Consider the following 20,991-nt stretch of genomic DNA (forward strand, 5'->3'; position numbering starts at 1 on the left):
TTAAGTTGTCACCAAGAGTGTCTACAAGATGTTAGACTCAATATTCATTCTTTCTTAGTACACTTTAAAAATCAAGTTCCTCAGACCAAATATTAGGACATAACTCCTGAATTTTAGTCTTCAAAAAATGCTCTTTAAAAAGATATTCTTCGTAATTACAAGAATGTATATAGTCTAGATAGAAGCTATTATTGGTCAAATAGCACTATATTTTAATCGAAAAATAGTAATATAAATCACTAGTTAATCAGACATAATTAAGATATTTTTGTCGGTACTTCTATAAAATCAAAGCATTTTCATTTTCAGGCTTAAACCAGGTTTTTGCAATGATTCATCTTCAAATTTAGCAACGTGGAAATTTCACTTAGTTTGAAAAATATTTTGTACCATTTTTTTGTCTACATTCGCCGCCGCCTTATCTAACTCTGCAATCTCGCTGACATTTAATTGCCAACCTAACGCACCAATGTTTTCTCTTGCCTGTTCCACGCTCTTTGCTCCAGGGATAGGAATGGTTTCTTTACAGATGCACCAATTAATTGCTACCTGTGACATGGTTTTGTTTCTGGACTGTGCCACTTCTCGCAAACATCCCAAAAGCGATGCCTGCGGCTGGCTACGCCTACGCATTCCTGGTAATATTTGCCTAAACAGCAGACCTCGGATGCCTTTGGGCAAAGGGCCTTGCTCAGAGTATTTTCCTGTCAGTAATCCCAAAGCTAAAGGGCTGTAGGCAATCAATTTAATTCCCAACTCATCACAAAGGTCTTTAAGCCCTAATTGGGTGACAGGATATGTAGACAACAAAGAGTATTGAACTTGCAGAGTAGTAATAGGAACGCCTCGTTCAGCAAACTTTTTCTGCACTTGCTTAAGCCGTTTAGGCCCATAATTGGATAGTCCCACTCCTTTGACCAGTCCTTGCTCATATAAATCGGCAAGACCATCTAACAGCCCTCCCTCTTGCCAAGGAGCATAATTTGCTGTAGACCAGTGCATCTGTACCAAATCGACGTTTTTTCCCAGGCGTTGGGCAGATGACTTGCAAGCCTTTACCATTGATTGACGTGTCCATCTCCACGGGTAAGCAGCAAGCTTAGTCGCAATACAAATATTTTCTTTGTTTGAACCTATATATTCTCGGTTGAATTGTCCTAGCAGTGACTCGCTTCGACCATTCAATCTCCCAGTTCCGTAAGAATCACCCGTATCAAATAAAGTCACACCGTTGTTTACACAAAGGTTAAACACCGCTTGCAACTGGTCATCCATACTTTCGTCATATCCCCAAAGCAGTTGGTTGCCCCAGGCCCAAGTCCCGCAGCCCATGCTTGGGAGGGAGAGTTTTTGGAGAGTCTGCATGTTTGCTCTCTGTAGATTGCCTTATTAATTATCAGGCATTAAAATAATTCGTAATTCGTAATTCGTAATTCGTAATTAAGTTTTGCGGGATTTTAGCCCCACCGCAAAACTTGTCGCGCAATATAAGCGAGGGACTTAGAATCCTCAAAATGTCAAAGCACAATTAGCATAATTAGCTGATAAATGAGGAGAATCTTTTAGCACTCGTGCAAACTTGCCTATTTTGTTTTAAAAATTGACAAATATAGCGCTTCTCGAATGGAAGCAATACACTTTGACCTCTCTCCTAAAAGGAGAGAGGCTTTGAATTTTACTCCCCTTCCCTTGTAGGGAAGGGGCTGGGGGTTAGGTCTGTATTGCACTCAACAGAGAAGCGCTATATTTTGGACATTCACCAAAGTAGGCTCGCTACTTTTTTATTAAATAATATATATTTTTAGTTGTTTTTAGCTAGTAACTTAAGCACCAAGTATTAAGATATTGTCGAATTTGAAAGAAGCCAAGCTTTCTGAGTCCAAGCGTTATTCAAGAAACCAACCTCTGGCACTTTTAATTCAAACGAATGAGGTGGCGATTGTAGCAATAAGGACGAACCTTTGTCATGAGCTTCAACTAAGTTAACTATCCAGGGAAGAAAGTCTAAGATTTCTTTTGGTAGCACAGTTAATTCAAAGTCCCACATCAAATTAAGACCTCGGCAAACTTGTCCTTTTCTGAATGTCGCCACTCTCCCAGCACTCTTGTTTATAGCTAGTCGAAGAATGAACGGACGGAATGGGACAAATTCATCAGGTGCGGTATAAGCGTATACATTTACATAGTTCAGTCTTTCCCTACGATCCATCCAAGATGCGATCGGGGAATTACTACTATAAGATGTACCAGTTATGATCACCGGCATATTCATAGAAGCAGCAAAGTTAGAGTAGAACTTATGCCTTAGTTCGCTAACTATATGTTTAGCTTCTGGGTTCATGGTTGCTACACCTATTACAAAAACGATACCTGCGGTAAGCTACGCTAACGCATGGCTTCAGAAAAGACAGTTATAATCAATTGCAGAAACTTCTCTTAGCCAGTCAAACAAAGCAAAAAAAGGCAGACGCTTTATCTGCCCTCAAGACTTCAGAGCTAAATTCTTAGCTTTAGACCTTAATAGCGGCGAGAGGAACCACCATCACCACCCCTTCTACCGCCAGAGGAGCCTCCATCAGTCTTGGGTTTGGCTTTATTCACTTTTAAGCTCCTACCCATCCACTCAGCATTATCAAGGGCTTCAATTGCTGCTGTTTCTTGTGCGTCTGATTCCATTTCTACAAAGCCGAAACCTCTCATTCGACCTGTTTCTCGGTCGATAGGCAATTGAACATTTTTTACCGTTCCGTATTCTGCAAAAACTTGCCGGAGGTCATCTTCTTTAACCTCATAAGATAGATTACCAACGTAAATTGACATACAATATCTCCAGAATCAGAGGGTGCAGAGATTTAGATGCGGAGAGGTCTGTAATACAAGTATATATAAAAACAAACTACACAGCCGAATTTAATCTTCTATGCATACTTTATCATAAATTGAAAACTTATGTTCATAAGCAACATTATACTTATTCTGTTGAGCTAAATACTCGGACAGTTGGCAAAACTCTTTGAAAATGAACCTACCAGCGATCGCACTAAATTGGAAGTCACGACAAAAATTCAATTACTGATACTTGTTTCTCTTCCAAAAGGATTAGTAATTTTTCAATTTTATTCATTCAAAATTTCGAGAGAGTGTAATTAAATAAAATCAGTGCGATCGCTTGTAACGTAAAATTAGTTTTCATCCGGCATTTGCTAACACCTTGACACCCATGTATTGCGACTACCTCATCCAAATCCTGACTGCCCGTGTATATGATGTTGCCCAGGAAACACCACTTGAGTATGCACCAAATTTGTCTGCGCGGTTGAATAATCAACTGCTGTTGAAACGTGAGGATATGCAGTCAGTATTTTCCTTTAAACTGCGGGGTGCTTATAACAAAATGGTGCAATTGCCACCAGATATATTAGCGCAGGGTGTAATTGCAGCGTCTGCGGGCAACCATGCTCAAGGAGTCGCCCTTGCAGCCAATCGCTTGGGAACCAAAGCAATTATCGTCATGCCAATAACCACACCTCAAGTCAAGGTGGACGCAGTTAGAATGAGGGGTGGAGCAGTCGTGTTACATGGAAACACCTACGACGATGCTTATAGCTATGCCCGTGAATTAGAAGTGGAAAAAGGTTTGACCTTTATTCATCCCTTTGACGACCCTCATGTAATTGCTGGACAGGGAACTATCGGGATGGAAATTTTACGACAATATCAGCAACCCATCCATGCAATTTTTGTCGCAATTGGAGGTGGCGGATTGATTTCTGGGATTGGGGCTTATGTGAAACGATTGCGTCCTGAAATCAAGATTATTGGCGTTGAACCAGTAGATGCTGATGCGATGTCTCAATCGCTAAAAGCTGGACATCGGGTGCGTTTGTCTCAAGTGGGGTTATTTGCTGATGGCGTGGCAGTGCGAGAAGTAGGTGAAGAAACCTTCCGTTTATGTCAGCAGTATGTGGATGAAATTATTCTGGTGGATACTGATGATACTTGTGCTGCGATTAAAGACGTGTTTGAGGATACGCGATCAATTTTAGAGCCAGCCGGTGCATTAGCGATCGCAGCTGCCAAAGCCTACGCAGAACGAGAACAAATTGAGGGACAAACCTTAATTGCTGTAGCCTGTGGTGCAAACATGAATTTTGATCGTCTCCGCTTTGTGGCAGAACGCGCCCAGTTGGGCGAACGTCGGGAAGCGATCTTTGCAGTTACAATTCCTGAAGAACGGGGAAGTATTCGCCAGTTTTGTGAATGTATTGGCAACCGCAATCTTACCGAGTTTAATTATCGCATTGCCGATGAAAAAACAGCCCATATTTTTGTAGGTGTGCAAATTCAAAACCGTGCTGATGCTGCAAAGATGGTAGAAACCTTTGAAGCTCAGGGATTTGAAACCCTTGATTTAACAGACGACGAACTAACCAAATTACATCTGCGGCACATGGTGGGTGGGCACTCTCCCCTGGCTCACAATGAATTGCTCTATCGTTTTGAGTTTCCCGAACGTCCCGGTGCATTGATGAAGTTTGTGACTTCCATGAGTCCAGACTGGAATATTAGTCTTTTTCACTACCGCAACAACGGCGCAGATTACGGACGAATCGTTGTTGGTATCCAGGTTCCTCCTTACGAGATGGAAGAGTGGCAAGCTTTCCTCGACAACCTGGGTTATCGCTATTGGGATGAGAATAAAAATCCGGCATACAAGCTGTTTTTGGGATAGGCGAGGGGAAGGGAGCAGAGGGGAAAGAGTAATTTTGTATTCTCCCCCTTGCCCCCTGCTTCCCTGCCCCCTGCCTCTTTCCCAATGCCCATTTAACGAGCCTTCAATATCAGATTGGAGTCCCAAGTATAGAAGCCGATTTCGTTAGGAACCCTAGAGAATCTGCCTGTCCGATAGCCTCTAGATAATTCATTCAACACCTTATTTTTGATCTCTCTAATTTGCTGAGAATCTAGTTCTCCATAAATTCCGGCGATGACTTCAGCAACGCTGAAAACTTTACCTGGATTTTCTTCAAACAGAGAGGTGAGAGCATCAATTAAGAATTGACCCTCAAAGGCTTTGAGCATCGGTACTGTTTTTGCCGGCGGTACAAAATTCTTATTTTTGTTTCTAGAAGCACCATTGCGTTTACTGGGGGCTACCAAATTTAAATCCAGAGTATAACAACCTGGCTCATCGGGAATAGTTACCCAGTAATTCCTTTCTCTACCTTGGGTAAGGGAAGATTGAACCCTACCTTTAACTACTTTGAATAAATTGGAATCTAACTCTCCATAAAGCGATCGCACGATAAAATCGATATGGCAGACGGTGCCTATCTGCTCTTGCAATAGCTGTTTGATGGCTTCCATTCGGGAGATTGCGTGATTATACTGGGGTAGCATGGGGATTTCTGCCACCCTCGTTGAACTATCGTTGTTCTCTGGGACTATCTTTGCATCTGGCGATGTAGTTGGAAGTTTTCTTTCTTTTGTATCAACAGCAGCAGAAAAGGAATTATCGATCTCAACCCGATCCGAATCTGTGGGTTCTGACTGTAGAGACTCCACCAAGTTGATTTCGTCGATGTCATCAAGGGGTGCTAAAAACAGCAGAGGGCTTTCTTGGGAAACATTTGAGGCTTCGTCAACCCCCGCCAGTCTTGATATCTGCTCGTTAGCATCAGAAAAAGACCAGTTAGACAACAACGCTTCTACATGATCGAGTTGCGATCGCGCCTGCACAAAAAGGCGTTCATACTCTTCTGTGAGGCGAGCATAATAGTCTCGTAATTCCAACAATGGGGAGAGAAAAGTGCCCGGAGGTGGTTCTAATTGTCCATTTTGAGTCATAAGGCTTCAATCAATTTAAATCGATGTCACTTTTGTAAGACATTGGTCTGGGTTTTGCTTTCTGAGATGTTGGTTGGGATTTCTTCGGTGCTTGGGGAGGGCGACATCTCTCACAATATAAAGGTCGAGGCCCGAACGTCTCGCGTTTTGTCAGATCGTTACACTCTTTACAGACAAACTGGAAAACACGAGTATGAATCTGTCTTTTGTGCGCCCTGACAGTGTATTCCCTAACATCAATGAATTTACTTGCCATAATCAGGATTGTGAATTGCCTTCGGATCAATGTCCAATATAGCTATTCAAGCAAATCAAACTGCATCAGTGTGTGTTTATGTAGAAGTTTTATTCAAATCAGTGAATTTGACATTGAACATAAAGTACAGACGAGCAACTTGAGAGTTAGCCATTGACTATCATCTCAGCATATAGTTGATGATCGGCAAAAACTACCACCATTCCTATGATGCTTGATTGTGAACATAATTCCCACTGCCTATAACTAGCTGCTTTTGCCTGACGTGATGCACTTTCGATATTTTATTGATGGGAAAATCAAGTTATTACCAGTGTGTATAATTGCCAATTATATAAAGTAGACCACTTTTAAGCCCTCTTCCCCATAGTAGAGGGGTGAGGAGTAGCAAAGCAATTTATGTATAAAGAAGAACCGCCTCCCGTTTTTCAGAAGGCGGTTCTCATTGCTAATCAAAATAGAAGAGAAAGTCCAAAACTCATGAATGTTTAATTGAATTAACCCAGATTGATTTTGACGGCTTTATGTTTTTCTGATTCCGCCTTCGGCAAAGTTAAGTGGAGAATACCATTTTTATACTCAGCTTGCACTTTGTCATTTTGAATTTGGGAAGGTAAGGGGATTACCCTCTGAAATTTACCATAACGGAACTCAGACCGAGTAATACCGTTTTCTTCAGTCTTGATTTCAGTCTTACGCTCACCGCTAATCAAAATTGATTCGGGAGTTGCTTCTACATTGATATCTTTTGCTTCTAGACCAGGTATTTCTAGTTTCAAGTGAATTGCATCATCAGTTTCTTCTAGTTCAACAGCAGGACTAAATATAAATCCAGACCTTTCACCACCATCAGTAGTTGGGATCAATCTGTCAAACAAGCGATTCATTTGCCTTTGCAAGGTGTCGATTTCTCGGAATGGTTCCCAAGGTTCACTATCCCGAAATGGTTCTAAACGTTCAATATCCCGGAATGGGTTCCAACGCATCAGTGCCATAATTCTTACCTCTAAGATGAACTATTTAGTCTTAGAAGGCTCAATCTCAAGCTTCTTAGGTTGCGAACAGCCGATCAAATGAGTTGTTAAGCAATCTGAAATTGCACAAAGCTTAATCTCAAGCTTCCTAGTTATTAGACTAAATCAACCTTCAAGTTGAGTAGGTTCGGTTTTATAGCAATGTGCGATCGCAATAACCGTACCTTCTAAAATGCTCACAAAAAATTAGGAAATCCTACATCCTTCTAGAGACATAACACTATTACATCTCTACTCCTGACTTGTAACAGGCGGTGCAGCAGGTTGCGATTGAGGTTGTGGGCGTAAACGGCGCAAAGAGTCCCGCAACTTGTTCTGGCTATTATCTCTTCGCCGCCGCCTATTTGCGGTTGGTTGTGGCTTTTGTGATGAATCGTTAGCAGTTCGCTCACGCCGGATGCGGCGTAAAGATTCTCTAGCAGTTCCTTGATTGCGATTTGTGCTAGCAGTACTTTCCCCTGTTTGAGGTTCCAATCGTCTACTAAATCCAGATATTGCTGGTCTTGTAGCTCTAGCTTCATTAGATGAAGGTGTCAACTCTCTACGCCTACGTTTTGGCGCTTCTTGTGTGGAGTTAGCAGCCGTTGTCTGTTGAGTTCTCTCTTCTGCTTCTCTTTGTCTTTTCCGTTCTTGAACTTGGCGCGATCGCCGTGAACCTTGTATGGCAAATTCAGTGGCTATTGATACCCCTTGTCTACCACCTTCTGCGGGTTTTAATTTCCACTCACGCGCTTGTCTGGCTGTTTCTTCGTCCAAATCCCGGTTTCCACTGGAGCGAGCAACCCGCACATTAGTAACATTACCTTGTGCATCAGTATCGACAGCTACTTCTACTCTGCCTTCAACTCCTCGCCGTCTTGCCGCCTCTGGATATTTGGCATTACATTCGCGGCAGGCTGCACGACCATTACCATTACCTGAACTGTTAATTTTTGGAGGTGTTGGCGCTATTGGCGCTGTTGCTACTGCCTGACGATTTCCTGTTTGATTGCCAATACCACTGCCAGTACCAGAGCCAATACCATTACCGATGCCACTGCCAATACCACTACCAGTGCCAATACCACTACCAGTGCCAGAGCCAATACCACCGCCAGTGCCAGTGCCAGCTCCTCCACCAGTGCCACTACCACTGCTTGTACCTACAGCAATACCACTACCTGAGCCTAAACCAACACCAGAGCCGCCACTGCCACCTCCACCACCACTCTGAGGAGCAACAGTTGTCACAGGGATTTCTGGTTTGGGAGCAATTTCTCTATTTGCTGGCTGTGGGTTTTGAGTAGTTTGTTGTGGTTGTTGTTGAACTGGCTGTGGGTTTTGAATAGTTTGTTGCGGTTGTTGTTGAACTGGTTGAATTGTTGATCTTTCAATAAATTCTTGTACTGGTTTTTGTACTGGTGTAGTTTCTATAGATTGTTTTTGAACAACTTCAGGTTCTTTTTTGGGTTCTTCTGGAATTTTTTCAACTGATTTTTCTGGTTCCGCAGTCGGAGAATCCACGATCGCTACTTCTATCGCTTCATCCTCTCCTTTCGGCACTCTCGTCAAATAATTACCTATGCCTGATGACAGTACGCCGATATGCAGCGCCAGTGAACCGATCAGACTGTAAGTCAGAAAAGACTTGAGAGCCTCAACTTCTTTGGAACGTTGCTCGACAGTAATGCCAGAAAAGCTCATAGCTATTGCCACCTATTCTCACTAACTTAGATATCTTAGAATGCAAGGTTACAAATATCAAGTAAACAATTAAAATTATTTGGAATATCGTTACGGAACCCTGTACTAGCAAGAATATCTGGCGTTGCATATTTGCAGGATGATTTTACTATTTTTGTGGGATGGGCAACATGAGCGTCTCTTGTATTTCCGGGCGGGCAGGATGCCCACCCCACAAGAATCATCCCTTAATTCAGCAACGCCGAATATCTTTTTGTATCATGGTTTTTGGACAAAATTAATTTTTATTTCAATTAAATTAATTTATATAAAACGAACAAACAATTAAATAAAAATCATGATATGCACATTTGAAAAAATTATCATTATATTTTATATTTTATTGAGAAAAAGTTTCAGTTTTGAACTAGATTCTGGTAGTCTGATTTTGTATTGTGGATGACGTGATAGAGGCACTACATGGGAATTCAGAATTTGTTTGCAGCAGGCGGTGTGGTCATGTGGCCCCTGTTGGCGTTTTCAGTATTGGGTGTGGCACTGATTATCGAACGGATCAGTTTTTGGGTACGGATTAATAAGCGTCAAAACCGGGTGGTGAGAGATGTTTTGAATCTCTACCGACTTGATAATGTTGTCGGTGCAATGGATAAACTTCAGAAAAATGCAGATTTGCCACTCGCCCGCATTTTTCTTGCCGCTTTAGAATTGGAAGAGCCAAATCCAGAGGAATTTCGTTTGGCGTTAGAAAGCGAATCGCAGGCTGAGATACCTGTGTTAAAACGTTTCCAAAACATTTTCGAGACAATCATTAGTCTGGCACCACTGTTGGGTCTTCTCGGCACAGTATTAGGATTGATAGCCTCCTTTGCTTCTCTAAATCTTGGTGACGTAGGAGGTAGCAAAACGACAAATGTTACCTCTGGGATTAGTGAAGCTTTGGTATCAACAGCATCAGGATTGATAGTTGCTATATTCATACTCATGTTTGCCAATACCTTCCGGGGATTGTATCAAAGGCAAATTGCATTAATTCAGGAGTATGGGGGACAGTTAGAATTACTCTACCGCCGTCGTTATGAAAGAGGAGAAAAAACTTATGCGTCTACCAGATGAGCCAGAACTTCCATTACAGATCAACATCGTGCCGATGATTGATGTGATTTTTGCAATTTTGACATTTTTTATCATGTCAACTCTGTTTTTAACTCGCTCAGAAGGTTTGCCAGTAAATTTACCGAAGGCCAGTACAGCGAAACAACAGCAAGTTCCCACTAAAATTACCATTACGGTAGATGACAAAGAACAGATAAGTCTGAATCGTAAACCAATTGCAGTTGATGATTTGACAGAGCAAATACGCGCTTTAGTTGGTTCTAACCCAGATGTGTTGGTGATTATTAATGCCGATGAAAAAGTTGATTATGGTCGAGTAGTAGCGGTAATGGATCGGGTTCGTAAAGTTGAAGGGGCAAAGTTAGCGATCGCTACCCAAAAATAAAAAGTAGAAATATTGTACATCAGAAGTTCAGAGAGTCAGGAAAATTCTATATTCTGACTCCTAACTCCTTTTTATCTAATGACTAAGTAAGTTATAGCAGTTCTCGTTCACGTGAGGTACAGCCGTAGGGGCAATTCATGAATTGCCCCTACACTTTGCGATATAATTTTGTACCGCATCTGAGTGGGAACCGCTATAGCGCGAAAAAATCAAGTTTTGTAGGTTGGGTGCAGCGATAGCGTAACCCAACATAAAATTTGGTGATAATGTTGGGTTGCGTTTCACTCCACCCAACCTACATAAATATATCTTTTAAAAAACTCTAGGTTTCAACATAGATGAGGTTTAATGACCAATGACAAAGGACAAATGACAGCCTTAGCCAGTTTTTAATTGCGCCGACCTACTTACTATCAGCTACGCTTACGCATCTGCAATTCTTGAGATATAAGTTTAAATAATAATTCTTGGTGTGAATGGATAAAAAAGTGGTCGCCGTTGAACTCATGTAATGAGAATGCAGCGATAGTCTGTTCTCTCCATGCTTGCAAAGCTTCATGACTAACGTCTTGGTCTTGCAAACCACCAAAAATAGTAATAGGAGACTCCAGTGGCTGCTTTGGAGTGTAAATATAAGTTTCTAGAACCGCAAAATCTGCCCGCAAAATCGGGAGAAATATCTGCATTAGTTCTTCGCTTTCTAGCACGGCTTTGGGTGTACCGTTAAGACTGCGTAGCTCGTCCTGCAAATCATGGTCTGATAGGATGTGGAGGGGTGGTTTGATGGGTGGCAATTGCGGAGCGCGACGAGCGGAGAAGAAAAGGTGAAAGGGAGCAAGATTATATTGAGAGCGAAGTAGACGGGTCAACTCGAAGCTAACTAATCCGCCCATACTGTGACCGAAGAAGGCGAATGGTTTGTCTAAGTATGGCATGAGAACTGGAGCGATCGCTTCCACAAGAGGTTCCAATCGCGTCAAGGGTGATGACTTAATCTGTCTTCCCCGTCCCGGATATTCCACAGCACAGACTTCGACATTACTCGGTAGATTATTAGGCCAAGTGCGAAAAATTGCCGCGCTACCACCAGCGTAGGGGAAGCAGAATAAACGCAAGTTTGCTTGCGGATTTGGTTGGGGACAGATAACCCAGGAATTGAAGCTTGATGTAGTTGTCATAATAGAGCTTAGAGTTGGATAATACGACTTTGCTTTAATTTTTAAACATATTTACTGATAATCTTATGACAGGAATAGAATCTTTCGCCGCACAAGCCGTTAGCGGTTTAGCAGTTCCGATTTTCCAAATCCTTTGGGGAGGTGGCGGTAAGGTTCTAGGAATATTTGGTAAAACCCTGGACGAAAAAACTAGGGAGATAATTTTTACCGCATCAAAAGAATATGTCCAGAACTACGAAAGACGGCATGGCATTCTCAAAGTATTGGGAATGCGTGAACCTGTCAAGCTGGAATCGGTCTATACAGCAGTACAGTTTTTAGGTGATGATGCTATCCGTAGTTTTGAATCTATTGAGAATTTAGAAGAAGTCTATCGCCAAGCTAAAAGCCGAAGTTTTCAATATCACGATGGTAAAAAACAAGCAGGAATTAAAGTTGCTAATGATAAGCAATATCTGATGGTGCTTGGTGGCCCTGGTGCAGGAAAATCTACATTTGTGCGGAAGATGGGACTAGAAGCGCTCAAAGGTAAAAAAGGAGGGTTTAAACACGCCTGCATTCCAGTTTTTATCGAATTGAAAAGGTTTGCATCTGGCAATATCGATATTAAAACGTTTATTGCTGAAGAGTTTCGCATCTGCGGTTTTCCATCACATGATAAATTTACAGCCAAAGCTTTAGAAGAAGGTAAGTTACTAATTTTGCTGGATGGTTTAGATGAAGTACCAACAAAAAATTTGACTGAGGCAATTAGCGAAATTCAGAACTTTGTTGATAAGTACAATAAAAATCGTTTCATTGCCTCCTGTCGCACGGCGGCTTATCGCAGCAGTTTTCGCCGCTTTAGCGATGTGGGAATGGCAGATTTTGATAACGATCAAATTCTGCAATTTATTTATAGCTGGTTTCATGGTGAAGCAGACAAACAGGCGAAAACAGGCGAGAAATGTTGGGAGTTACTGCAAAAGCCAGAACATGAAGCTGCAAAAGAGTTGGCGCATACACCTTTATTGCTGACATTTCTGTGTTTAGTTTATGACCGTTCCCAAAGTTTTCCAGATAATCGCAGTGTTCTTTACCGAAAGGCACTGCGGATATTGCTAGAAGAGTGGGCATCAGAAAAACGAATTCTCAGAGAAGAGATTTATCAAGGACTGCATACAGAATTAGAAGAGTTATTACTATCAGAGATTGCTTATACAGGTTTTGAGTCTGACAGGCTATTCTTTTCACAACGCGATATTGTTCAGCAAATTAAAACATTTTTAGCAAGTAATCTGAATGCACCTCAGCATTTAAATGGAGAATCAGTGCTGGATGCGATCGCTATTCAACAAGGGATTTTGGTAGAACGGGCCGAGGATGTCTTTTCTTTCTCTCATCTGACTCTACAAGAATATTTAACAGCACAATATATTGATGACCATCGGCAAGTTGAGAAGTTAGTTACTGAACACCTGACAGATCAACGTTGGAAAGAGGTGTTTTTGTTAGTAGCTGGGTTAATGCGCGGTGGTGCAGATAATTTGCTGTTGTTGATGGAAAAGGAAGCGCAAAAGTATATTAACACTCCGAAGTTACAAGCTTTATTAAGCTGGGCAGAACAGGTAACAGTTGGATCGCCAGGGGATTTTAAACCTGTGGGTAAACGTGCAGTTGCGATCGCCATCGCCGAAGCCAACGCCATCGCCAACGCCATCGCCAACGCCATCGCCAACGCCAACGCCGAAGCCTACACCAACGCCGAAGCCGAAGCCTACGCCGAAGCCTACGCCATCGCCAACGCCTACGCCGAAGCCTACGCCATCGCCAACGCCATCGCCAACGCCTACGCCTACGCCGAAGCCTACGTACGCCTACGCCTACGCCAAAGCTATCAACTACTCTCGTGAACTGGAAAAATTAAAAATCTTCAACAACATCAACTTTACTGTGCTGATTGCTCAACTAGAAGCACTTAAAGCTACACTTCCTGATGATAAACAGCCAAAGGAAGTACATCGAGCATTTGCTAAACGCCTTCAAGAAACCTTACTCAATGCTTTCCATCTCACCCCAGAAATGATCAACTTATCTGAGGAAGAAGCAAAAGCACTCGGCGATTATCTCTACGCAAATCACCTCATCATCCAGTGCAAACAAGCAGCAGTGCGGGTGTCGCCCCAAACCTGGGAAGCAATTGAAGCGCGGATGTTGTTGGTTCCAGATAGTTAAGCAACAATAGAAAAATGAAAAGATAGCCAGATAAACGCTCCATGAGTTCATTACAACAGGCTAAGGATACAAAAACTCTAACCTTTACAGCAATCTTGCACTGGGAAGAGGATGTTTATGTAGCTGAATGTCCAGAGGTGGGAACCGCCAGCCAAGGAGAGACGATAGAAGAAGCGAAGCAAATTTGCAAGAAGCAGCGGAACTTTATTTAGAAGAATTCCCACTTTCTGAGACAGCACCTCGTCGGTTGCTAACCACATTTGAGATAACCAGTGCTTAAGCTCCCAAGAGTTAGAGCTTCTGAAGTTATTAATGATTATTCTGGAACGCTTAGTACAGTTTTCCATATAAAGCGTAGCGTTTTTAATGCAGGGGGATGCATTGGCATTGCAGAAAGACGCATTAACAATGCATCGGAATGCATTGGCATTGCAGAGGGAGACATTAACAATGCATCGGGATGCATTGGCATTGCAGAGGGACGCATTAACAATGTATCGCGATGCATTGGCATTGTAGGATATTGCCAAATTTAATTTGCTAGGAATTAATGAAATGCTCTACTAAGTTCTGTCGTTATCACACTAAGTTTTGTGGTTAGGAATGCAAAAGCTGTGGTTTTTTCTCTTCACCCATGTATATGTCATGTTCTTTGTGAATGAACACTTCAGATAATGCCTGATAAGCTTCAGTCCAAGCTGCCATCACTTCTTCTGTAGCAGCTTCTCCCAAAACATCTTTCATGGCTTGCAGTAAACTTTCTCCGACAATAGGATATTGCTCTGGTGTAACATGAGTCTGCACATGGCGATGGGCAATCTTCTCTACCATCGACTTTAAAGCAGGCAAATTATCAATTTGGTTAGCATAGCTATAAACTGCTGTAGCTAATCTCGCAGGCTGAGAACCATCTGCTTGAGCAGACATACTAAATTGTTCTTTGATTTCTGGATGGTTTTGAAACATAATTTCATACATCCGAGTTGTGATTTGCTGACCGTTCTTTTTCAAAATAGGTACTGTAAATTTGACGATATCTATTGTTTGTTGGCTAACCATAGTTTTTTGAACCACTTAGAATGTTGATTGACTTCACTTTAGTGATTATTCCTATTGGTTACTATGAGCTAGCTCAGTTAACGAGTAATATCATTTAAAAAACTGCATCAAAGATGAAAATGTAAGAATGCAGGTATGTACATCGATAATTTATCAAGCAATAATTTAATATGCATACCATTAGCCAAAAGTCAATAACAAAAGCGTGGGCAGGTGCGATACCTTCGGTGAGCTTCGCTAACGCAGAACCAGCAAAAGAATTTCCCCCTACGCAACTGCCAATTATCTCTGGCAAAATCCCAGATGGCTTGCGTGGCACACTTTACCGCAATGGCCCCGCACGCCTAGAACGTGGTGGCATTTACACAGGACACTGGTTTGATGGAGATGGGGCAATTCTTGCTATAAATTTTACTGATGCAGTTGCAACCGGGGTTTATCGCTACGTGCAAACCTCTGGCTATCAAGAAGAAGCCGCAGCAGGTAAACTACTCTACGGCAATTATGGCATGACTGCACCAGGGCCAATTTGGAATCAATGGCAAAAGCCCATTAAGAATGCTGCCAATACTTCAGTGCTAGCACTTCCAGATAAACTTTTGGCACTCTGGGAAGGTGGTAAACCCCACGCCCTCGATTTACAAACTTTAGAAACTTTGGGCGAAGATGATTTAGGGGGGTTAACTAAAGGATTAAACTATTCTGCACATTATAAACGTGACGAGCAAACAGGGGAGATTTTTAACTTTGGCATCAGCCCTGGACAAAATGCAACGCTGAATATTTATAAAAGCGATTCGACTGGGCGAATTATCCAACAAGCCGCATACCAGCTAGATGGTGTACCATTTGTGCATGATTTTGTTTTAGCAGGACAGTATCTTGTATTTTTCCTTCCGCCAGTGCGGTTGAATGTCTTACCCGTGCTAATAGGGATAAACAACTATAGTGATTCGCTAGAGTGGCAACCTAAATTAGGAACTCAGATTTTAGTTATTGACAGAGAAACCTTATCTGTGGTGAGTCGTGGAGAAACCGAACCTTGGTTCCAATGGCATTTTGCTAACGGTTATGTAGATGCTAGCGGTTCAGTAATTGTAGATATTGCCCGTTATGAAGATTTTCAAACTAACCAATATCTCAAGGAAGTAGCTACAGGTGAGACTCACACCCCAGCAAAAAGTACACTAACGCGAGTTCATCTGCATCCCCAAACTGGCAAAATTACGTCAATTCAGCAACTATTAAACAGACATTGTGAATTTCCGAATGTACCACAGCAAAACGTAGGACAAGCTTCTCGGTACACATATATGTCAACATTCCGTTTAGAAACAGATATTAGCCAAGAAGTAGTAAATGCGATCGCTCGCTTCGACAACAAAACCGAAACCCTCACCGAAGCAGACTTTGGAGAAAACCGTTATCCTTCAGAACCCATCCACGCCCAAAACACCCAAAACCATTCACAAAGTTGGGTACTAACCGTAGTCTACGATGGTAATTCTCATAGTAGCGAAGTTTGGGTATTTGATAGCGATCGCCTGGATGCCGAACCCCTTTGCAAACTAGCATTACCCAGCGTCATCCCTCACAGCTTCCACGGCACTTGGAACTCAGCCTAACAAACCCTCCGCGTTTCCTCTGCGTTTCCCTTAGCGTTCCTTTGCGTTAAAAAAACAACCCTATTGATCAGACATAAATTTTTCGCATCTGGTCAATGCAAAATCAAAAATCCCAAAGAGCCTTGCCCTATGCAATTACAAGAAAAACGCCATTATTCTCCTACAGAATACCTAGAACTAGAAGTCATTTCCGAGTATCGTCATGAATATATAGATGGTCAAATTATACCAATGACGGGTGGAACACCAAATCACAACCAAATAGCTCTTAATCTGAGTGCAACCCTCAATTTTGCCTTAAAGCGACAACCTTATCGAGTATTCGTCACCGATCAACGTCTATGGATTCCCAAAAAGCGAATTCATACATATCCTGATGTCATGGTTGTTGCAGGTTCATTAGAATTTTCTGAGGGACGTACAGATACAATTACTAATCCCTTAGTGATTTGTGAAGTGCTATCCAAATCTACCAGAAGCTATGATAGAGATGAAAAATTTGCGGCATATCGCACCATCCCCAGTTTTCAGGAATATGTTCTGATCGATCAGTACAAAAATCATGTTGAACAGTATTCTAAAACTGACGAAAATAAATGGATTTTTTCAGAGCATGAAGAAGAGACTAGTATCTTAACACTATCCTCTGTTCAATTTCAAATCCCTCTATCAGATATTTATGATAAAGTTGACTTTGAGGCTAAAGAATAACCTCACTCTAACTGGTTAACTAAGCAACATGACCACTTCTAAACGCCATTATCACATCACTACCTTCGGTTGTCAGATGAATAAAGCTGACTCAGAGCGCATGGCTGGCGTTTTGGAAGATATGGGCTTTGAATGGTCAGAAGATCCAAATAATGCAGATGTGATTCTCTACAATACTTGCACAATTCGAGATAATGCCGAGCAAAAAGTATATTCTTACCTTGGCAGACAAGCGAAACGCAAGCATGAACAACCTGATTTAACCCTCATAGTTGCTGGTTGTGTTGCCCAGCAAGAAGGTGAAGCGCTATTGCGACGAGTTCCAGAATTAGACTTGGTAATGGGGCCACAACACGCCAACCGCCTCAAAGATTTGTTGGAGTCGGTGTTTGAAGGCAACCAAGTTGTTGCAACCGAGTCAGTTCATATTATTGAAGATATCACCCAGCCGCGACGGGATAGTAAAGTCACAGCTTGGGTAAATGTAATTTACGGCTGTAACGAACGCTGCACCTATTGCGTGGTTCCCAATGTGCGCGGTATCGAACAATCTCGCACACCGTCAGCGATCCGGGCTGAAATGGAAGAATTAGGACGGCAAGGTTACAAGGAAATTACTCTACTCGGTCAAAATATTGACGCTTACGGTAGAGATTTACCAGGAACAACAGCAGAAGGCCGGCATCTGCACAACTTCACAGATTTACTTTATTACGTCCATGATGTGCCGGGGATTGAAAGGTTAAGATTTGCTACTAGCCATCCCCGTTATTTTACAGAGAGATTAATTAAGGCTTGTGCTGAGTTGCCCAAAGTCTGCAAACACTTCCACATTCCCTTTCAATCTGGGGATAATGAGCTTTTGAAGGCGATGGCGCGGGGTTATACCCATGAAAAATATCGCCGGATTGTCGATACTATTCGGCGGTATATGCCAGATGCTTCCATTAGTGCTGATGCAATTGTCGGTTTTCCTGGGGAGACAGAAGCACAATTTGAAAATACCCTGAAACTGGTGGAAGATATTGGCTTTGATATGTTGAATACAGCAGCATATTCACCGCGTCCAGGAACACCTGCTGCTTTGTGGGAAAATCAACTAAGTGAAGAAATTAAAAGCGATCGCCTCCAAAGGCTCAATCATCTAGGAAACTTGAAAGTAGCAGAGCGATCGCAACGTTACTTTGGACGCATTGAAGAAGTTTTAGTAGAAGACCAAAATCTTAAAGATCAAACTCAAGTGATGGGACGGACTGGCGGTAATCGTCTGACATTCTTCAGTGGCGACATCAAAGAATTGAAAGGGCAGTTAGTGAAGGTAAAAATTACCGAAGTTCGCCCTTTTAGTTTGACAGGTGAACCAGTTGAAGTCAGACAATCCATGCCAGTATAAAAAAGACGGGGAAAGGTTAAGGGGGAAAGGGAACCTTATATTTAACCTTTTTTCTTTCTCAAAGCTACTTCACCTTAGCGCGGAAGCGAACAAAGCCGTAAAAATCTTTGACGAGATTGGGTAAATCTGGACTCCGCGTAATATTAACCACCACTGCTCCATTAGTGTTAGTACCGCAGTATGATGGGGCTGTCTCGTTAGCAAGATAAAAGCGTCCGCGATCGGCATCTTGGGCATTAGTCAAATAAACCGTAGGAGTGCTAGAACTAAGCCCAAGAGCAATACCTTGATCTGCTCCTGGTATCCCACCATCATTAGGAGTCATACCATTAAAAGCAGTGGGAATAAAAGTAGTATTGACAGGAACTAAATCACAGATTTGGACACTAGTTGCATTACCTAGACCATTGGAGAGGAAGTAGATAGTGTACTCTAACTCATCTCCTGGTTTGACTATCCCAGCGTTAATCAATCCGCGCAAGTAACTACTAGGCCAGGTGTTACTAGTATCATCATCAGTGTCACGTGGAGATGCTACGTAGTTAGCAGCATTAGGAGAAACGTCGCTGCGACCATCTACAATGTTAGTCAAATTCTGGCTGTTAATCCGGGTGATGCGTTTAACTAAAATTAACTGAGGTTTGCCAGCTAATGACGCAGTTAATGGCATAGTTACCGTAGCAGGTGTTGGATCTTCCTTGCGTGCTTTGTCTACTGCTGCTACAGTAAAAATAATGGTTGTAGCGCCATCTATATTCGGATCTACTGTTAATTTGGTCGGATCGTAATTAGTAATAACTTGATTCGCTGTCACAGCTACACCGTTGTAGTATAGTGTCCCATTAGTTGGCAGACTAACAATCTTGAAACTGTTGCCAGAACCAAGGTTCCCATCTTCCGGGTCAGTGCCAGATAGTGTTGGAACTTGTACAGTATTGGTTCCCCCTGGATTTGTTGTTGTAGATCCACTGACATTGTTAGTATCGGGCAACTGCTCAATTCCAAAGTCCTTACTAGAGATGTTTGTAGAAGTATTAAAAGTAGCCGTCGTTAGTGGGCTAGTGTTGACCCAGTTAGAGGGTAAAGATGGCGCAGGGGCAGTATTACCTACTGTACCAGTAGTTGTACTTAAGATAATTTTAACGTTGCTTTGATTAAAGGGAACATCGAGAAAAGTATAAGTCCCATCTGCGGCGACAGGTGTTGTTTTTAAGACCTTATTATTAGAATCCACCAGAATAGCATTTAATAACCCACCTGCATTAGTGCCAGTTTCCGAACCAGTATTGATATTAGTAAAAGTATTGTTAGCGCTATTATCGGCATCATCCCAAACCTTACCACTAAGGAAATCATCATCATAGATTGTGTAGCTAGAAGCGATCGTTGGGGAGCCACCACAAGTCGTTGTTGAACTGGCGAAAAAACTAGTTGAAGGTTCTATATTGAATACAATAGTCCTCACACCTTGAGGAACGTTGTTATTAATAACAGTAAAAGGAATGGTAAAGACACTAGTAGCATCACTGCCGTCGTAGTTGCCCGCAGGAATAGTGATATTAAAAGTGGATGTGTTTGATATTGTATTGTAGTCTGTACCCAAAACTGCTGTACCAGAGACAGAAATTGGAACACTGATCCCTCCAGTTGGCACTAAACCAACAATCCTAAGTTTGGGGGGGTTGGTAGTAGGGTTAGTTTCCGATTCTGCTGCACCACCCGAACTCGCTGTAAACTCAACCACTGGTTTCCCGGCGAATTGCACCTCATCAAGAAAGTTACCTATAGTATTGTCCCCGCCCGCTGTGGAAACAGCTGCAAATCCTACAGGCTGAGTGGCAGAATTACCAGTGTAAGGAACAGTGCCAGTGTATCGTACCCAGCCATTTCCGGCATTATTGTTACTTACAGTAGGAATAGTTGCACCATTCTGTGCAATTGGTTGTACCGTAACTGTCCCATCGTTAGTTGTTGAGAATCTGCCAAAAACAGTTGATGTTGGATCAGTATTTAGTCCAATTAAAAAATTGGTAACATCAGCCACAGATGAGCTTGAGCGCCCGCGATGTAAAAGAGAGAATGTGATCGTTTCATTTTTAATTAGGCATATATTCTGATACAACTCAGAAGCTTGTTCAGCATTTAACTCAGCAAATTGATTCCCTGCATTAGTGGCTGTACTAGCACCCAAAAATCCTGAAGTCCAAATCTCAATGAGCGGTACTAACCCTGGAGATGTATAACCAGTACAGTCACCTGTTCCTGCTTTTACTGACCCATGAGTCGTACTCCAACCAGGAATCAGGCTTTGATCCACTTGAACATAACATTGTTGACCAGCAGAACCAAAACCAGGTGACTCAAAGCCGGGATTTAAGAACGATCGCTGGATATATTGAGCTTGCGCTACTGTAGGTTGAAGTACTAATGTCGCACCGAGCAGTCCCCAGCTAAAAATATTAAAATTTTGCCATAAATTCTTCATTAGTAAAT

The 20,991-nt window shown here is 42.2% G+C and carries 20 protein-coding genes; 9 read left to right on the top strand and 11 right to left on the bottom strand.

Annotation, left to right across the window (positions count from 1 at the left end; all coding sequences use genetic code 11):
• Nucleotides 1–363: 363 nt before the first annotated feature.
• The 3 genes from HWQ36_RS33180 to HWQ36_RS33190 all read right to left on the bottom strand — a co-directional run bounded on the left by HWQ36_RS33180 (nt 364) and on the right by HWQ36_RS33190 (nt 2,820).
• Nucleotides 364–1,365 (bottom strand): aldo/keto reductase, encoded by a 1,002-nt coding sequence (locus tag HWQ36_RS33180; RefSeq protein ID WP_292711069.1) that lies wholly within the window; start codon nt 1,363–1,365, stop codon nt 364–366.
• 472 nt (nt 1,366–1,837) lie between these two features.
• A complete protein-coding gene (locus HWQ36_RS33185; RefSeq protein ID WP_292711072.1) occupies nt 1,838–2,341 on the bottom strand; it encodes a hypothetical protein in 504 nt (167 codons plus the stop codon).
• 176 nt (nt 2,342–2,517) lie between these two features.
• On the bottom strand, nt 2,518–2,820 hold the full coding sequence (locus HWQ36_RS33190) for an RNA-binding protein (RefSeq protein ID WP_292711074.1): 303 nt from the start codon (nt 2,818–2,820) through the stop codon (nt 2,518–2,520).
• 400 nt (nt 2,821–3,220) lie between these two features.
• On the opposite strand from HWQ36_RS33190, the gene ilvA reads away from it, so the two are divergent.
• Nucleotides 3,221–4,732 (top strand): threonine ammonia-lyase, biosynthetic, encoded by a 1,512-nt coding sequence (gene ilvA, locus HWQ36_RS33195; RefSeq protein ID WP_292711077.1) that lies wholly within the window; start codon nt 3,221–3,223, stop codon nt 4,730–4,732.
• Nucleotides 4,733–4,824: 92 nt separating this feature from the next.
• Here the strand turns inward: ilvA and HWQ36_RS33200 are convergent, their stop codons facing one another.
• The 4 genes from HWQ36_RS33200 to HWQ36_RS33215 form a co-directional block, all read right to left on the bottom strand.
• Nucleotides 4,825–5,847 carry a hypothetical protein gene (locus HWQ36_RS33200; RefSeq protein ID WP_292711080.1) on the bottom strand — a complete coding sequence of 341 codons (1,023 nt, stop codon included), beginning with the start codon at nt 5,845–5,847 and terminating at the stop codon, nt 4,825–4,827.
• A gap of 10 nt (nt 5,848–5,857) precedes the next feature.
• A complete protein-coding gene (locus tag HWQ36_RS33205; RefSeq protein ID WP_114083336.1) occupies nt 5,858–6,103 on the bottom strand; it encodes a hypothetical protein in 246 nt (81 codons plus the stop codon).
• A 497-nt stretch (nt 6,104–6,600) separates the two neighbouring features.
• Entirely contained in the window at nt 6,601–7,098 is a 498-nt protein-coding gene (locus tag HWQ36_RS33210; RefSeq protein ID WP_292711084.1) for an Hsp20/alpha crystallin family protein, read from the bottom strand.
• A 270-nt stretch (nt 7,099–7,368) separates the two neighbouring features.
• Nucleotides 7,369–8,820 carry a TonB family protein gene (locus HWQ36_RS33215; RefSeq protein WP_292711087.1) on the bottom strand — a complete coding sequence of 484 codons (1,452 nt, stop codon included), beginning with the start codon at nt 8,818–8,820 and terminating at the stop codon, nt 7,369–7,371.
• Nucleotides 8,821–9,279: 459 nt separating this feature from the next.
• Between HWQ36_RS33215 and HWQ36_RS33220 the strand changes: the two genes are divergently transcribed.
• Both HWQ36_RS33220 and HWQ36_RS33225 read left to right on the top strand, forming a co-directional pair.
• Entirely contained in the window at nt 9,280–9,933 is a 654-nt protein-coding gene (locus HWQ36_RS33220) for a MotA/TolQ/ExbB proton channel family protein (protein ID WP_292711089.1), read from the top strand.
• Nucleotides 9,917–10,318: a biopolymer transporter ExbD gene (locus HWQ36_RS33225; RefSeq protein WP_292711092.1), complete on the top strand. Its 402-nt coding sequence runs from the start codon at nt 9,917–9,919 to the stop codon at nt 10,316–10,318. Before HWQ36_RS33220 ends, HWQ36_RS33225 begins: the two co-directional genes overlap by 17 nt.
• Nucleotides 10,319–10,731: 413 nt before the next feature.
• On the opposite strand, the gene HWQ36_RS33230 is transcribed toward HWQ36_RS33225, so the two are convergent.
• A complete protein-coding gene (locus HWQ36_RS33230) occupies nt 10,732–11,496 on the bottom strand; it encodes a thioesterase II family protein (RefSeq protein WP_292711094.1) in 765 nt (254 codons plus the stop codon).
• Nucleotides 11,497–11,561: 65 nt separating this feature from the next.
• On the opposite strand from HWQ36_RS33230, the gene HWQ36_RS33235 reads away from it, so the two are divergent.
• Genes HWQ36_RS33235 through HWQ36_RS33245 form a run of 3 tightly spaced genes read left to right on the top strand, consistent with a single transcriptional unit; the run spans nt 11,562 to nt 13,922 of the window.
• Nucleotides 11,562–13,388 (top strand): NACHT domain-containing protein, encoded by a 1,827-nt coding sequence (locus tag HWQ36_RS33235; protein ID WP_292711096.1) that lies wholly within the window; start codon nt 11,562–11,564, stop codon nt 13,386–13,388.
• A 40-nt stretch (nt 13,389–13,428) separates the two neighbouring features.
• Complete coding sequence (locus tag HWQ36_RS33240; RefSeq protein WP_292711099.1) at nt 13,429–13,710, top strand: hypothetical protein; 282 nt, start codon at nt 13,429–13,431, stop codon at nt 13,708–13,710.
• 41 nt (nt 13,711–13,751) lie between these two features.
• Entirely contained in the window at nt 13,752–13,922 is a 171-nt protein-coding gene (locus tag HWQ36_RS33245) for a type II toxin-antitoxin system HicB family antitoxin (protein ID WP_292711102.1), read from the top strand.
• Nucleotides 13,923–14,026: 104 nt separating this feature from the next.
• On the opposite strand, the gene HWQ36_RS33250 is transcribed toward HWQ36_RS33245, so the two are convergent.
• Nucleotides 14,027–14,224 carry a hypothetical protein gene (locus HWQ36_RS33250; RefSeq protein ID WP_292711105.1) on the bottom strand — a complete coding sequence of 66 codons (198 nt, stop codon included), beginning with the start codon at nt 14,222–14,224 and terminating at the stop codon, nt 14,027–14,029.
• An 83-nt stretch (nt 14,225–14,307) separates the two neighbouring features.
• Nucleotides 14,308–14,769 carry a globin domain-containing protein gene (locus HWQ36_RS33255; RefSeq protein WP_292711108.1) on the bottom strand — a complete coding sequence of 154 codons (462 nt, stop codon included), beginning with the start codon at nt 14,767–14,769 and terminating at the stop codon, nt 14,308–14,310.
• Between the two features lie 170 nt (nt 14,770–14,939).
• On the opposite strand from HWQ36_RS33255, the gene HWQ36_RS33260 reads away from it, so the two are divergent.
• The 3 genes from HWQ36_RS33260 (at nt 14,940) to miaB (ending at nt 18,498) form a co-directional block, all read left to right on the top strand.
• A complete protein-coding gene (locus HWQ36_RS33260; protein WP_292711111.1) occupies nt 14,940–16,394 on the top strand; it encodes a carotenoid oxygenase family protein in 1,455 nt (484 codons plus the stop codon).
• Between the two features lie 129 nt (nt 16,395–16,523).
• Complete coding sequence (locus HWQ36_RS33265) at nt 16,524–17,105, top strand: Uma2 family endonuclease (protein ID WP_292711115.1); 582 nt, start codon at nt 16,524–16,526, stop codon at nt 17,103–17,105.
• Between the two features lie 28 nt (nt 17,106–17,133).
• On the top strand, nt 17,134–18,498 hold the full coding sequence (gene miaB, locus HWQ36_RS33270; RefSeq protein ID WP_292711117.1) for a tRNA (N6-isopentenyl adenosine(37)-C2)-methylthiotransferase MiaB: 1,365 nt from the start codon (nt 17,134–17,136) through the stop codon (nt 18,496–18,498).
• 64 nt (nt 18,499–18,562) lie between these two features.
• Here the strand turns inward: miaB and HWQ36_RS33275 are convergent, their stop codons facing one another.
• A complete protein-coding gene (locus HWQ36_RS33275) occupies nt 18,563–20,983 on the bottom strand; it encodes a hypothetical protein (RefSeq protein ID WP_292711120.1) in 2,421 nt (806 codons plus the stop codon).
• Nucleotides 20,984–20,991 lie beyond the last annotated feature (8 nt).

It is taken from the genome of Nostoc sp. NMS2, from assembly GCF_017115105.1.
Lineage (GTDB): Bacteria > Cyanobacteriota > Cyanobacteriia > Cyanobacteriales > Nostocaceae > Nostoc.

Bases quoted from the DNA above. Each gene is read 5' to 3' on its own strand.
- HWQ36_RS33180 (WP_292711069.1), bottom strand. From the start codon at position 1,365: ATGCAGACTCTCCAAAAACTCTCCCTCCCAAGCATGGGCTGCGGGACT.
- HWQ36_RS33185 (WP_292711072.1), bottom strand. From the start codon at position 2,341: ATGAACCCAGAAGCTAAACATATAGTTAGCGAACTAAGGCATAAGTTC.
- HWQ36_RS33190 (WP_292711074.1), bottom strand. From the start codon at position 2,820: ATGTCAATTTACGTTGGTAATCTATCTTATGAGGTTAAAGAAGATGAC.
- ilvA (WP_292711077.1), top strand. From the start codon at position 3,221: ATGTATTGCGACTACCTCATCCAAATCCTGACTGCCCGTGTATATGAT.
- HWQ36_RS33200 (WP_292711080.1), bottom strand. From the start codon at position 5,847: ATGACTCAAAATGGACAATTAGAACCACCTCCGGGCACTTTTCTCTCC.
- HWQ36_RS33205 (WP_114083336.1), bottom strand. From the start codon at position 6,103: ATGGCAAGTAAATTCATTGATGTTAGGGAATACACTGTCAGGGCGCAC.
- HWQ36_RS33210 (WP_292711084.1), bottom strand. From the start codon at position 7,098: ATGGCACTGATGCGTTGGAACCCATTCCGGGATATTGAACGTTTAGAA.
- HWQ36_RS33215 (WP_292711087.1), bottom strand. From the start codon at position 8,820: ATGAGCTTTTCTGGCATTACTGTCGAGCAACGTTCCAAAGAAGTTGAG.
- HWQ36_RS33220 (WP_292711089.1), top strand. From the start codon at position 9,280: ATGGGAATTCAGAATTTGTTTGCAGCAGGCGGTGTGGTCATGTGGCCC.
- HWQ36_RS33225 (WP_292711092.1), top strand. From the start codon at position 9,917: ATGCGTCTACCAGATGAGCCAGAACTTCCATTACAGATCAACATCGTG.
- HWQ36_RS33230 (WP_292711094.1), bottom strand. From the start codon at position 11,496: ATGACAACTACATCAAGCTTCAATTCCTGGGTTATCTGTCCCCAACCA.
- HWQ36_RS33235 (WP_292711096.1), top strand. From the start codon at position 11,562: ATGACAGGAATAGAATCTTTCGCCGCACAAGCCGTTAGCGGTTTAGCA.
- HWQ36_RS33245 (WP_292711102.1), top strand. From the start codon at position 13,752: ATGAGTTCATTACAACAGGCTAAGGATACAAAAACTCTAACCTTTACA.
- HWQ36_RS33250 (WP_292711105.1), bottom strand. From the start codon at position 14,224: ATGCCAATGCATCGCGATACATTGTTAATGCGTCCCTCTGCAATGCCA.
- HWQ36_RS33255 (WP_292711108.1), bottom strand. From the start codon at position 14,769: ATGGTTAGCCAACAAACAATAGATATCGTCAAATTTACAGTACCTATT.
- HWQ36_RS33260 (WP_292711111.1), top strand. From the start codon at position 14,940: ATGCATACCATTAGCCAAAAGTCAATAACAAAAGCGTGGGCAGGTGCG.
- HWQ36_RS33265 (WP_292711115.1), top strand. From the start codon at position 16,524: ATGCAATTACAAGAAAAACGCCATTATTCTCCTACAGAATACCTAGAA.
- miaB (WP_292711117.1), top strand. From the start codon at position 17,134: ATGACCACTTCTAAACGCCATTATCACATCACTACCTTCGGTTGTCAG.
- HWQ36_RS33275 (WP_292711120.1), bottom strand. From the start codon at position 20,983: ATGAAGAATTTATGGCAAAATTTTAATATTTTTAGCTGGGGACTGCTC.